This is a genomic window from Candidatus Woesearchaeota archaeon, from assembly GCA_016192995.1.
GTDB lineage: Archaea > Nanobdellota > Nanobdellia > Woesearchaeales > DSVV01 > JACPTB01.
In genome coordinates, this window is the sequence record JACPTB010000001.1 from 51344 (window position 1) to 64352 (window position 13009).

9 protein-coding genes, 3 tRNA genes and 2 rRNA genes are annotated in these 13009 nt (G+C 37.3%); 9 read left to right on the forward strand and 5 right to left on the reverse strand.

The window, feature by feature from the left end; translation table 11 throughout:
- The first annotated feature begins 3 nt into the window (after nt 1–3).
- The 3 genes from HYY69_00235 to HYY69_00245 are packed head-to-tail and all read left to right on the forward strand — an operon-like array spanning nt 4 to nt 3096.
- Nucleotides 4–2088: a hypothetical protein gene (locus tag HYY69_00235; protein ID MBI3031883.1), complete on the forward strand. Its 2085-nt coding sequence runs from the start codon at nt 4–6 to the stop codon at nt 2086–2088.
- A gap of 4 nt (nt 2089–2092) precedes the next feature.
- Nucleotides 2093–2554 (forward strand): hypothetical protein, encoded by a 462-nt coding sequence (locus tag HYY69_00240; protein ID MBI3031884.1) that lies wholly within the window; start codon nt 2093–2095, stop codon nt 2552–2554.
- Nucleotides 2555–2595: 41 nt separating this feature from the next.
- Nucleotides 2596–3096 (forward strand): hypothetical protein, encoded by a 501-nt coding sequence (locus HYY69_00245; GenBank protein ID MBI3031885.1) that lies wholly within the window; start codon nt 2596–2598, stop codon nt 3094–3096.
- Between the two features lie 9 nt (nt 3097–3105).
- Here HYY69_00245 and HYY69_00250 read toward each other — a convergent pair whose 3' ends face one another.
- From HYY69_00250 to HYY69_00260, 3 genes are all read right to left on the reverse strand, one after another.
- The gene (locus HYY69_00250) at nt 3106–3684 is read right to left on the reverse strand and encodes a DUF655 domain-containing protein (protein ID MBI3031886.1); all 579 of its coding nucleotides are present in this window, start codon (nt 3682–3684) and stop codon (nt 3106–3108) included.
- Nucleotides 3685–3822: 138 nt separating this feature from the next.
- Nucleotides 3823–4167, reverse strand: coding sequence for a hypothetical protein (locus HYY69_00255; GenBank protein MBI3031887.1), 345 nt, complete (start codon nt 4165–4167; stop codon nt 3823–3825).
- A gap of 17 nt (nt 4168–4184) precedes the next feature.
- Entirely contained in the window at nt 4185–4478 is a 294-nt protein-coding gene (locus HYY69_00260) for a 50S ribosomal protein L21e (protein ID MBI3031888.1), read from the reverse strand.
- A 116-nt stretch (nt 4479–4594) separates the two neighbouring features.
- Here HYY69_00260 and HYY69_00265 point away from each other — a divergent pair.
- From HYY69_00265 to HYY69_00285, 5 genes are all read left to right on the forward strand, one after another.
- Nucleotides 4595–4750, forward strand: a tRNA-Ile gene (locus HYY69_00265).
- A 4-nt stretch (nt 4751–4754) separates the two neighbouring features.
- Nucleotides 4755–4829 (forward strand) — tRNA-Glu (locus tag HYY69_00270).
- A gap of 488 nt (nt 4830–5317) precedes the next feature.
- Nucleotides 5318–6789, forward strand: a 16S ribosomal RNA gene (locus HYY69_00275).
- 50 nt (nt 6790–6839) lie between these two features.
- Nucleotides 6840–6948, forward strand: a tRNA-Ala gene (locus HYY69_00280).
- A gap of 166 nt (nt 6949–7114) precedes the next feature.
- Nucleotides 7115–9942 (forward strand): 23S ribosomal RNA (locus tag HYY69_00285).
- Together the 16S and 23S rRNA genes with 3 tRNA genes alongside form the textbook arrangement of a ribosomal RNA operon.
- 200 nt (nt 9943–10142) lie before the next feature.
- Here HYY69_00285 and HYY69_00290 read toward each other — a convergent pair.
- Nucleotides 10143–10622: a hypothetical protein gene (locus tag HYY69_00290; protein ID MBI3031889.1), complete on the reverse strand. Its 480-nt coding sequence runs from the start codon at nt 10620–10622 to the stop codon at nt 10143–10145.
- Between the two features lie 126 nt (nt 10623–10748).
- On the opposite strand from HYY69_00290, the gene HYY69_00295 reads away from it, so the two are divergent.
- Entirely contained in the window at nt 10749–11042 is a 294-nt protein-coding gene (locus tag HYY69_00295; protein ID MBI3031890.1) for a hypothetical protein, read from the forward strand.
- A gap of 11 nt (nt 11043–11053) precedes the next feature.
- Here the strand turns inward: HYY69_00295 and HYY69_00300 are convergent, their stop codons facing one another.
- Nucleotides 11054–12985, reverse strand: coding sequence for a bifunctional (p)ppGpp synthetase/guanosine-3',5'-bis(diphosphate) 3'-pyrophosphohydrolase (locus HYY69_00300; GenBank protein ID MBI3031891.1), 1932 nt, complete (start codon nt 12983–12985; stop codon nt 11054–11056).
- Between the last annotated feature and the right edge of the window lie 24 nt (nt 12986–13009).

Here is a 13009-nt window from a genome sequence, read left to right on the forward strand (position 1 = left end):
TATATGAACAATAAATATTTATTAACCTTTGCCGTGCTTATGGGCTTAATCCTCTTAGCTATTGTTCTCGATCCTAATTTTACCGGCTTTGCAATATTTGATAATACCATTAAACACGGTCAAGCAATAAAAGTTGAAGGCGCCATCTTTAAAGTAGAATTCGGAGAAAACAAAATAAGACTGGCTTCTGATCAAGGAGAGGTTATTTTTCAAGGCACTGACAAAGAAGTCTTGCAGGACAAAATATTTTTATTATCAGATATCAATCATGAACAAAAAACAGCAAAGCTCACGATTCAACAGTATGATCTTGCTATTGATATCAAACGGGCGGTTGATATTGAAGAATTAGTAGTGGGTGATGAAGTAACGGTAAGAACAACTATAACAAATAATGAACTGCAACCGTTAAGTCTTGAGTATCACCAATATATTTCACCAGGCTATCAAATACAACCAGCAATAAAAGTTAATAACAATCCTGGAAAATTTCAAGCAGGCAAAGAAACCTACAAATACCTTGTTGCTTTGCAGCCAAATGAACAAGTTATTCTTGAGTATACGTTGAAACTGATTAATCCTGATGTTAAAAACACTGCGGTTCCAAAAGCAACATTATTGCAGGATGTTGGCGAGAATGCATTTGAGATTCAAGCAAAAGAAATTGCAATAAAAGTAACACCTATGTTAAGTTTTGATCTCGCACCTACAGAAAATCTAGCAATTAGCAAACAGCATCCTTTAACGCTTACTTTAAAGAATAATTTTCCCCAAAAACCGATTACTATCAAAGAATTAAAAATATCTTTTCCAAACAATGTTGAAGTTCAATCATCAGAACTAATAAAGAAAGGTGTTGATTTAGTTTGGCAAGGCACACTCTCCCAATCAAAAATAATGCCCTTCACTATCTCATCAGACACCATTGATAATTATGATCTATTCATGGTAATATCGTATGAGGTAAATGGGTTACAGCTGACGACAAAGCATCAGCAAAAACTTTCCTTTGAGGTAATTCCCTTAGTGCCAAGCATGGCACTCAACAAAGAGTCGTTTAATGCCGGAGAAAATATTGAAATAACGCCAAGTTTTGAAAATGAAGCTGGAACAAGTTTCAAAGAGCTTGATGCAAAACTCACGTTATTAACAGAAAACAGAACAATAGAAGCTCCAGAGCTTGAAGGTAAAGAAAAACTTGTTTTCGATCAAATCTCAATAATAGCTCCTCATACAGATACTGATCTGCAAATTCCGGTTCTCTTCACTGGAACGTATAAAACAATGCATGATAAAATAATTACTTTCTCAACGGAGAAAGTAATTATTCTTAAAAAAACATCATTTGATTCAGATATGAGCTTCTCTCTTTTACCAATAGGTTACAAAAAAGGAACTCTACAGCTTCTTGCACTGGCAGAGAAAAAATCAGATGCTCCAATCTCAGTAATGAAAATAATTCATGACACTACAAAACCAGAATTAGTTACTGAATTTTCCGAAATTTCTCCAAAATCAGGAGTTGTTTTTGAAGTGCCAACAACAAGCGCTGATGACATAAAAAAAGAACAGATTAATCAAAAAAGCATGCTCATTTACACAAAAGATAATGCTCACTATGTGCTTTCTACGGTATTTTCAGAAGAAGTTAAAAAAGTGGTCAAACAAATAAAATTATCCAAAGATAAATACAAACTTTCAGATATCAAGCTCATTGATTTTTCTTCAGGAACAGCGCCTGTATTATTAAATTCAGAAAAACAATTGATGATTTATGAAACACCAACAGTTTCGTTTTCGTTAGTATATATTATTCTCATTACAATCGTTGTAGCCTTAGTTATTATAGGGATTGTGTGGTATCAAAAGCGCGAGGAAGCAAAACACAAAATTGCTGTTGACACCAGTTTTGTCCCAAGAAAAGATGCATTGGGGGTATTCGATGCTCCAACGCCCGATAAAGGACTTGTTGAAGGACAAAAGTTTGTCCAATACTGCAGATCTGCGCATATGCCTGATGAAAAAATAAAAATAAAACTCAGGGAAAAAGGTTGGTTGGAAGATTTTATTACTGAATTATGCAAATAAAAAAATGGCAAAACATAGAATAACTAACAAAAAATCTCAGGTTGCGGTAGAAACATTGATGGTGCTAGGCATTATTATGTTGCTACTGCTTCCAGCTACGTATCTTTTTTTCAATTTTATTAATACTTCTTCACAACAAATACTCAATGCTCAAATTAATCAAGTGGGAAAAACAATTGTAGGAAACGCAGAAATGCTTTATTACTATGGACGAGATGCAGCAATCATTGTGGAGTTTTCTATGCCTACGCAAGTAACGAAAATTTCAGTGGAAGAAAATATAAATCTTAAGTATTATTCCCTTGTATTTTTTTTGAATAATGACCGAGAAAAAGTGTTTGTTTCACCAGTAAGATTAATGGTTGCGCATGGTTCAGATTTAAACAAAGATCCTTTGGAAGGAAGAAAGGTATTCAAGTTAACTAATGCAGATGGAAAAACAATTACTATCGAGCGTATTGTATAAAAAAACTTTCTAAAGTTTTTTATAAAATACGCTCAATAAACATGAAAAAAAAGATACCTTGTATAAAAACAAGCGTAAAAGCTCAAGGAGCTTTGGAGTTCATTCTTCTCTTTAGTTTTATTTTTCTTATATTCATGGCTATGTTTGTTGTTTTTAATAAGCGTTTGGTCGCAATTTCGCGCGAAAGTGAATTAATTCAATTACAGCAAATACAAGATCAAATCATTGCAGAGCTTGAAACTGCTAAAACAGTACATGATGGTTATATCAGAGTATTTACACTACCTGAATTGTATCTGGGGCATAAATATAACATTACCCTCGAATTACCTTTACTCAAAGAAGGACAAGCTCCTGAAGAACTTGCTCATGAAATAGGCATAGCATTAACTTCTGCTGGTCGTGAGCGCGTAACTATTATTAGTTTTGACCCAAATGTTTTATTAGGTAAAATCGTTCCAGGAAAAAATACCTTAATTAAAAAAAATAATCTTATTTGTTTTAATGTAAAGCCTAATGAGTGTATTCTTGAAGAAGAATGATGAGAAATATCATTCTATAAATAGAAGATATTTTTCTTTCCCACTTAATTCAGATAATATTCGTTTAATAACAATTTTTTCCGGGTCTGGCATAAGTTTAATTCTAGTTTTAAGGTCAGCAAAATCAGTAAATGGTTTTTCACTTCGTTGTTCAAGTATTTCCCACATATGTTTTTTTCCTAATCCTGGAAGCAGTTCTAATTGATGCATTCTGGTGCTTAAAGGTTGAGCTTTGTTAAAAAAATCTATAAACCGCTTCTGATTTTTATGAACAATATCTTTGACTACAAATTCAAGCTCCTTCTGGGCAGTTCCTGTCAATTTAGAAATAGGCAATTTACCAACAATATGATGGATTTTATCCCGTTTACCATCTCCAATATAAATTTCATCATAGGGTTGAAGAAATATTTCTTTTTTAGGAACTAATTCTAATAACGTAAAGTAATTAGTGCCTATTGCATGCGCAATAGCAGTCTTTTTATGACTCGGTCTTTTGTCAAAAGGATATCCATTAGGCAAAAAGTCCAGAATAATAGCATGCTCTTCTTTGCTCTGTTTTATTTTTTCTTGTTCTATTTGCTCCATTTTATCACTCATAGATTACAATATTATAACAGTTTACCATCTAATAAAAATACAACGCAAATGAAAACATAAGGATGCTACTGATATATAAATCTATTGAAAGATATATGCGTGTGTTGCATTATGCAACACACTTTTCTAAACATATTTTTCTACAACATTGGCAATTTTTTTTGCGTTGTCATCACTAATAGAAATAGTTTGACCTTGAAAAAGAAGTTTTACCAACTCGGGTGTTTTAGGTAATAAATCGACAATTTTATTAAGATGAATTTCTTTAAATCGAGGTACATTAAGACCCTCAAGTTCTTTAAGTAAAGTTTCATAATCTTTGTTGCTCAGTTTAGTAACATTTTGTAAATATTCTTCAGTTTTCTGCATTCTGAAATTAAGTTCAGTGTCACGTTTTTTTATTTTTTCAAGAGTTTTTCTTACAACAATCATGTTAAGACTGTTTTCTTCAAGAATATTTGGTTTAGTCATAATAATTCACATTATTTTCAAGCTTTTGCTTTTCTTAAATGGACAGGGTGTATAATTAATACCTTATCTAATCCGAGGTCATTAATTTTAACTTCATAGCAAGTTCCTGTCTTTTTTTGTATAATTCCGGACTTATTGTGATATCTTGGTAGATACATTCCTTTTTGAACCGCAGGTTCAGCTATGAGATTTACTTTATCACCCACATCAAATGTTTGAAAGTATTTACTTAAACTCAATTTACCTCGTTGTCGTAGAGGTTTCTGAAGTTTATAACGGGTTTTTCTCCGATTGCCACCAATTCGTTTCATGGCTATTAAGAAAAATAGGTGATTTATAAATGTTACGAACAAATTTTCTCTAACGAAAATTTTATAAAGCATCTCTCGTCTCTGAAATTCACCATTTAAGACTTCAATGGACCACTGGGCCCGTAGCTCAGTCTGGAGTCTTTTTAGATGGACAATTCGAGCGCTAGTCTTATAAGTCTTTCCTCGAAAAACTAAGTAAGCTAGTGGTCCAGGGTTCAAAGTAATCATTAAAAAAATAATTTGTGTAGATTATGAAATTCCCTGCGGGCCCATCATGCCCTGGTAGTGTAGTCCGGCCAATCATACAGCACTTTCGATGCTGTGACCCGGGTTCAAATCCCGGCCAGGGCAGTTTTATATTTATCATAACAAACTTTAAAAATAAAGGAGATAGATATCTGGTAAACCAATGAAACGAAGTTCACGAAGATGGAAAAAGAAAAGGCAGATGCGTTGGAAGTGGCAACGTAAACGGATGAAAAAAGAAAAGCGAAAGAGACTTAAGAAATAAACCGAATAATTTTTAATGTAACTTTTTCTTGATCGCGTTATTTTTTCGTTTAATCAGCTATTATCACTCGTTTTATTCTTGATTTTTTCTCGACAGAATATTTTTTTAATAACAAAAACTTTATAAACAACCTCTTTTCCCAATTATATGTTTTTATAAATCCTCTCCATCTTTTTACCGAATACATATTTTAAATGAATATGTATAGGAATCTTTTTCAAATGTATGCTCTATTTGAAATTAATAGAGTGTGAATAGGTTGTTTAATGGAAACAAAGCAATTCCTTTAAGTTGATATAGGCGATTGTATTCTAGCAGGATTTTGGAAATACCCGTTGATCCTGCGGGAGATTGCTGCTATCAGGATTCGATTAAGCCATGCAAGTCAAGGGGTCGCAAGACACCGGCAGAATGCTCAGTAACACGTCAATAATCTGCCCTTAGGTTCAGGATAACTATGGTAACCTGTGGTTAAAACTGGATAGAAGATAATATCTGGAATGGTATATCTTTGAAAAGTAATGCCTAAGGATGAGTTGGCGGCCGATTAGGTTGTTGGTGAGGTAAAGGCTTACCAAGCCAAAGATCGGTAGGGGCCTTGAGAGAGGTAGCCCCGAGAAGGGCACTGAGATACTGGCCCTAGCTCCACGGAGTGCAGCAGGCGCGAAAACTTTACAATGCACGAAAGTGTGATAAGGGAATCCTGAGTGCTTATACATTTGTATAGGCTTTTTTCAAGAGTAAATATCTTGGAGAATAAGTGGTGGGCAAGACTGGTGCCAGCAGCCGCGGTAACCCCAGCGCCACAAGTGGCAATCGCTTTTATTGGGCCTAAAGCGTCCGTAGCAGGTTTGATAAATCTTTTGTGAAATTGTTATGCCTAACATAACAACGTGCAGGAGACACTGCCGAACTAGGGACCGGGAGAAGTTGGAAGTATTTCTAGGGGAGTGGTAAAATATTATAATCCTAGAAAGACTACCTGTGGCGAAGGCGTCCAACTAGAACGGATCTGACTGTGAGGGACGAAAGCTAGGGGAGCGAACCGGATTAGATACCCGAGTAGTCCTAGCCGTAAACGCTGCGAACTAGGTGTTGCATGTTCTTAGGGAGCATGCAGTGTCGAAGCGAAGGTGTTAAGTTCGCCGCCTGGGAAGTACGGTCGCAAGACTGAAACTTAAAGGAATTGGCGGGGGAGCACCACAAGGGGTGCGGCGTGCGGTTTAATCCAATTCAACGCGGAACATCTTACCAGAGGCGACGGCAGTATGAAAGTCAGTCTGAAGGGCTTACTTGACGAGCCGAGAGGTAGTGCATGGCCGCCGTCAGCTCGTGCTGTAAGGTGTCCTGTTAAGTCAGGTAACGAGCGAGACCTGTATCCACAATTGCTAACGAGCAAATTACTGTGATCGTGCACATTGTGGGGACTGCCTGGGAAACCAGGAGGAAGGTGCAGGCAACGGTAGGTCTGTATGCTCCGAATCTTCTGGGCTACACGCGCGCAACAATGGCATAGACAATGGGATACAACTCCGAAAGGAGAAGTTAAACCTCTAAACTATGTCTTAGTACAGATTGAGGCTTGCAACTCAGCCTCATGACGTTGGAATCCCTAGTAATCGGGTCTCATCACAACCCAGTGAATGTGTCCCTGCTCCTTGCACACACCGCCCGTCAAACCAACCGAGCAGGGTTTTGGTGAGGCGTAATCTTTTAATTACGTCGAACCTAAACTCAGTGAGGTGGGTTAAGTCGTCACAAGGTAGCCGTAGGGGAACCTGCGGCTGGATCACCTCCTTTTTTATTTTACTGTGTTTGTTTCCATTAGGCAATCTTTTTATTTTCATAATGGGCCTGTAGCTCAGTCCGGTAGAGCATCGCCCTTGCATTATGTTGCAAGCGAAAAATTGCATTTCACAAGTGAGGCGGGGGCCTCGGGTTCAAATCCCGACGGGTCCATCTTAATTAAGAGACTATATAGTCGTTTACGATCATCACATATATTGACCGATAAGGTCTGCAGTTTGGTATTCAAACAATACCAAATTAAGGGTTAAAGATATGGATTGTATATCCCTATTCATATTAATGAAACCATGCATAGGTAAATAAGGAGATCAATACTATCAGGTGGATGGTTTGGCTCAAAAGCTGATGAAGGACGTGACAAGCTACGAAATGCCTTGGCGAGAAGCATGTGTTCTTTGAACCAAGGATGTCCGAATGTGACTTCACATTAAATCCGAAAGGATGGGAAACACAGGGAATTGAAACGTCTTAGTACCTGTAGGAAAAGAAATCAAACGAGATGCTGTTAGTAAGAGCGACTGAAAACAGCGTAGAGCAAACCGAATCTATTGTAGCAATATAATAGGGATGTGGTGTTGAGGCTACTTTTTAGATCCAAGAATAACATTCAAACTTCTTTGGAATAAGAGACCATAGAGGGTGAAAGTCCCGTAGAAAACTTATTCTTGGATTGTAGTAGTACCTAGAGTATCATTCACCGGATACTGAATGAGAATATGGGAGTATCAACTTCCAACTCTAAATACTATTTGAGTCCGATAGCGTATAGTACCGCGAGGGAACACTGAAAAGAACCCATAAAAGGGAGTGAAAAGAATCTGAAACCTGATAGTTATAGTGGGGTAGGGTTCTTTGGAATTCTACCGTGCGTTTTGAATAACGTACCAGGGAGTTGATCTGAATGGCGAGGATAATCCTTAAAGGAGTTATCCGGAGCGAAAGCAAGTATCCGCAGCTTGCGAGGGATAAGGTATGAAAGTGCCTTAAGTCATTTGGGTCTGACCCGAAGCGGGACGATCTAACCTTGGGTAAGGTGAAGTGAGGGTAAAACCTCATGGAGGCCTGAAGAAGTGCTACGTGCAAGTGCTTTTCTAACTTGAGGTTAGGGGTGAAAAGCCAATCGAGTCCCGTGATAGCTGGTTCCTACCGAAGTTGGCCGCAGTCAAGTCCATAATTATATAGCTTGGATGGTAGAGAAACGGATTTGGAGCTTAGGGGGAGAAATCTCTCGGTTCTTTGTCCAACTCCGAATATCCACGCATAGTTAATATTATGGAAACGGCGGCTCGGGGTAAGCTTGAGTCGCGAGAGGGGAACAACCCAGACTACAGTTAAGGTCCCTAAATAAGAGCTAAGTGTTAAAGGGTGAAGAATGTTTATGTACTAAGACAGCGAGGAGGTTGGCTTAGAAGCAGCCACCCTATAATAAGTGCGTAACAGCTTACTTGTCAAGTATATAAGCGTCGAAAATGGACGGGGCTAAGCTCTTTACCGATACTGTGGACAATCGAAAGATTTGTGGTAGGTAGGCGTTCTGTGTGGGTAGAAGCATTTCTGAGGGGAAATGTGGACCGCATAGAAATGAGAATCCTGGTGGTAGTAAGAACAGAGCAGTGTGAGAATCACTGTCGCCGAAAGGGCAAGGGTTCCTTGACAATGTTAATCAGTCAAGGGTTAGTTGATCCTAACTCGGTTCATAATTTGAAAGAGTCGAGGAAAGGGAAACAGGTTAATATTCCTGTACTATTAAGGTATATGTGGTAACACAAGTTTAATTTCTGACATTTTCGGCTAAGTTAGCATAGATTATCTTCTATGTTAATGAGGACAAATCAAAGGAGTATCGTAATGATGAGAATTTGATTAAACCTTAAAATAGTATCTTTAAGATATCTTAACTGATGCCTAGAATCCATGAAAAAGGAATTAAAATAAATCCTTAATAATCATACCAAGAACCAGCACAGGTGCCCCTAGGTGAGAAACCTAAGGTGTGATGGTGTAATCTAACTAAGGGAATTCGGCAAATTAGCCCTGTATCTTCGGTAGAAAGGGTCCCTGTGGTTGTCTTCATAAGGAGGCGACTGTAGGGTTAAAAGATTAGGGTGGTCCAACTGTTTAACAAAAACACAACTTTCTGCTAGCCTGAAAAGGTGTGTACAGAAGGTGACGTCTGCCCAGTGCCAGTACTTTAAACTCTGGTTCAACGGAGCTAAGAGCTGGTAAACGGCGGGGGTAACTATAACTCTCTTAAGGTAGCGAAATGCCTTGCCGTTTGAATGACGGCCTGCATGAATGGCGCAATGAGATCGCCACTGTCCCTAGTTAGATGCCACTGAACACTCTACCTGGTGCAAAGGCCAGGGATCTCCAGTGGGAAGTGAAGACCCCGTGAAACTTTACTGTAGCCTGTAGTTGCAATGTGAGTGGAGTTATACAGCGTAGATGGGAGTCGCTACGTTTTGATCGCCAGATCAGAAATAGACATCAATGAAACACCATCTTTCAACGCTTACGTTGCTAACCAAGCAATTGGGACAGCTATTGGTGGACAGTTTGGCTGGGGTGGCACCCTGCTGAAAATGTATCAGTAGGGCCCAAAGGTTGGCTCAACTCGGTCAGAAATCGAGTGTAGAGTGCAAGGGCAAAAGCCAGCCTGATTGGAATTCCAATCGTACGAATTTCAAACACGAAAGTGTGGCCTAGCGAACTCCTATGCTTTCTTGATGGAAGTTAGGAATGACAAAAAAGTTACTCCGGGGATAACAGAGTTGTCGCGCCCGAGAGCTCATATCGACGGCGCGGCTTGCTACATCGATGTCGGCTCTTCCTATCCTGGATGTGCAGAAGCGTCCAAGGGTGGGGGTGTTCACCCATTAAAAGGGATCGTGAGCTGGGTTCAGAACGCTGTGAGGCAGTTTGTTTAATATCTACTGGAGATGTTGGATATCTGAGGGGAAGGATCTTCTAGTACGAGAGGAACGAAGAATCGGAGCCACTGGTCTACCTGTTATCTGATAAGGTATGCAGGGCAGCTACGCTCCAGAGGATAAGTGCTGAAAGCATCTAAGCACGAAACCTCCCTCGAAACGAGATATCTTGAGCACCTATAAAAGATAGGGTTGATGGATACGGTGTGTAAGCATCAAGCTTCGGCGAGATGTTAAGCATGCGTACCCCAATAGTTCGTACATCTTATTTACTTATGTGTGGTTTTCTTTTTTTCTTTTTTAAATTCGGTCTTACAGAACAATTAGTGACAACTCTGTTATCTTAGAGAAATACTTGTACCTAAATTACAATTTACAGTCAAATCTCACGGGTCTTCAGAATACTTAAGAGAGTTAATAGTTACCATAAATTTTCTTGTCATACTTTTTTGGTTTGTCAATGCAATAATATTTTTCATCAAACTCTGTTATTTCCACCTTGAAATTCCAATTATCTTCTAGCCAAACTGTCGCTAGTTTAGAAAGAAATCCAATTTTTTTTGCTGTATGATATACTCTATGTGTTTCCAAAGTCATTTTAGGTTTAAAAGAAAGTTTCTGTGGATACGTATTTCTTGTCTTAATTTCATAAAATGTAAAATTATATTTGTCATTTTTATCAATTCCTATATTATTTGCTTGTATAGCATCAATTGAATCCCAATGTTCTATTAAGAACGCAATTTGTTCCTTAGTAAGCATATCGTCAAAATAAGCAAGAAAACGATGTTTAGGGTAGAAATTTGTTAAAGTGATTTGTGGGGTGGCAAGTTTAAACATACATTCTCCTATAATCCCTTTGAACGTGCCATTGAATTTTTTAACATTAAACATATTTTAATTTGTCAAATAAGGATATTTGAAGATTTCCCTTAAGGAGTATAAGGTTTGTTGTTAAATAAATTTTGTATAACAAAATATTTAAACCTACAACGACATCTAAGAGTGTAAGGTGTAAACATGAAATATAACACAAAAAGCGTTATTTTGGGAAGAAAGAAAAGATCAAACCCTGATGATACAAAACATCCTTTATTCATCAGTCTTTTTACTATGAATGATCCTCATAAATCTGGTCAAGTTCCTGACCAAATAATTGATTTTCCTTTAATCGATAGAGTTGATATTACAGGATTAGATGTTATATATCTTCTTGGCGGCAATGATCTTGTTATTAATAATCTTGAATATATTGAAGTTGAAACAGATAAGAATTATCGTGTTTATATCAGAGGAAAACAAGTAAAAAAATAGAAAATATTTTCTCATCTAAACCCTTTGATCTCTTCAACGTTGGCAACTTCTGGAATTGTTTTAAGATTTTTTATTAATTCGCTGATGATATGTTTATCAGCAGTTTCAATAGTGATTGAAGTAAGCACTTTATCTTTGCTTGGTTTAGTATTAATATTAGAAATATTAACCTTTTTTTCTACAAAACACGTCAATACTTTTGCCAGCGTTCCTACTTTATGTTCCAGGAGGAGGCGTAAAATAGTTGTTTCAGTGCGAGAGCTTTTATTCCACAATACAGGAATCTCTTTCGTTTGACCAAGACTGTGAATATTAGAGCAGCCTTGTTTATGAACAGTTACTTTTTTATCTTTTGTTAGAAATCCTACGATTCTATCACTGAGTTGGGGATTGCAGCATTTTGATAATTTTGCTTGATCTGATTTCATACCGACTACTTCAAGGTAATTGATAAGGTTCTCAGGAACAGATTCTTTGAGCTTTTCAAGTTTTCTCCGCCCAGCTTTTGGGTCATGTTCTACTTCCATATGTAATGCTTGCCTTATTTTGCTTTTTGCTTTATTTGTTTTAACAAATTTAAGCCATTGCCGAGAAGGTTTTGCATTTTTTTGAGTGATAATTTCAACAACATCACCTGAATGAAGCACTGTTTCAAGAGGCGCAATTTTATTATTGACTAATGATTTGGAACAGTTTTCTCCAATCGAAGTATGCACCATATAAGCAAAATCAACAGGTGTTGAGTTGACCGGGAGAGAAATAGGATCTCCTTTTGGAGTAAACACTACAATTTCATCTTCAAATAAATCAATTTTTAGGCTTTCAATAAATTGTTTAGCATCTGTTGATTCTGCGCGCCATTCGAGGAGTTGTTTGAGCCATGAAATCTTTTTGTCAAACTGTTTATCGCGTTCAGTGCCATGATACTGCCAATGTGCAGCCACACCATCTTCAGCCATATGATGCATCTCTTCAGTTCTGATCTGAATTTCCAACCTTTTTCCGCCGCCGGTTATTACCGTAGTATGTAAACTTTGGTAACCATTTGCTTTTGGCACAGAAATATAATCCTTAAATCTTCCAGGAGCTGGCTTCCATAATTCATGGACAATCCCCAAAGCTGCATAGCATTCAGGAATTGTTTTAGTGATAATACGCATAGCGATAAGATCATTAATCTCATCAAAATTCAATTTTTTCTTTTCCATTTTTTTGTAGATGCTAAAAAAATATTTGGCTCTTCCAGAAATTCTTGCAGAAATATTTTTTTTCTTTAGCTGTTCTTTGATTTCTTTGATAAGCTGCTTTGTCTGCGCTTCTCGCTCTCCTCGTTTTTCAGCAATTTTTGTTTTAATGTATTGGTAGATTTCAGGTTTCAAGTAGCGTAAGGAAAGATCTTCAAGTTCACCTTTAACGCGCCACATTCCAAGCTTGTGAGCAATAGGCGCATAAATCTCAAGGGTTTCTTGGGCAATTCGTTCTTGTTTTTCAGGAGACAATGATTTTAAGGTTTGCATATTGTGCATTCTATCCGCGAGCTTAATAAGCATGACACGAATGTCTTTTCCTGTTGCAATTAAGATTTTTCTCAGATTTTCAGCATTATAGTCTTCTTTTGATTTAAAATGAATCTTATCAAGTTTAGTTACACCATCAACTAACAACGCAATTTCCTCTCCAAATACTTGTTTAACTGACTCTATTTTAACAGGAGTATCTTCAACAATATCATGCAATAATGCTGCGCATATAGTGGCAGAGTCAGCCTTAAGTTTTATTAAAACTTCAGCAACAGCAACAGGATGGGAAAAATAAGGTTCTCCGGTGAATCTTGTTTGACCTTTATGGGCATCTTCAGCAAGAATATAGGCTTTTCTGATTAGTTTAATATTAGCTTTTGGGTTATATTCTAAAATATCCTCAATAAATTTATCTAATCGCATGCCAAAAGAATGATTTGAAGGTAT

What these genes read in the sequence shown, in the direction of transcription:
- HYY69_00255 (MBI3031887.1), bottom strand. Translation starts at nt 4,167, where the DNA reads ATGACTAAACCAAATATTCTTGAAGAAAACAGTCTTAACATGATTGTT.
- HYY69_00235 (MBI3031883.1), top strand. Translation starts at nt 4, where the DNA reads ATGAACAATAAATATTTATTAACCTTTGCCGTGCTTATGGGCTTAATC.
- HYY69_00250 (MBI3031886.1), bottom strand. Translation starts at nt 3,684, where the DNA reads ATGGAGCAAATAGAACAAGAAAAAATAAAACAGAGCAAAGAAGAGCAT.
- HYY69_00300 (MBI3031891.1), bottom strand. Translation starts at nt 12,985, where the DNA reads ATGCGATTAGATAAATTTATTGAGGATATTTTAGAATATAACCCAAAA.
- HYY69_00290 (MBI3031889.1), bottom strand. Translation starts at nt 10,622, where the DNA reads ATGTTTAATGTTAAAAAATTCAATGGCACGTTCAAAGGGATTATAGGA.
- HYY69_00240 (MBI3031884.1), top strand. Translation starts at nt 2,093, where the DNA reads ATGGCAAAACATAGAATAACTAACAAAAAATCTCAGGTTGCGGTAGAA.
- HYY69_00295 (MBI3031890.1), top strand. Translation starts at nt 10,749, where the DNA reads ATGAAATATAACACAAAAAGCGTTATTTTGGGAAGAAAGAAAAGATCA.
- HYY69_00260 (MBI3031888.1), bottom strand. Translation starts at nt 4,478, where the DNA reads ATGAAACGAATTGGTGGCAATCGGAGAAAAACCCGTTATAAACTTCAG.
- HYY69_00245 (MBI3031885.1), top strand. Translation starts at nt 2,596, where the DNA reads ATGAAAAAAAAGATACCTTGTATAAAAACAAGCGTAAAAGCTCAAGGA.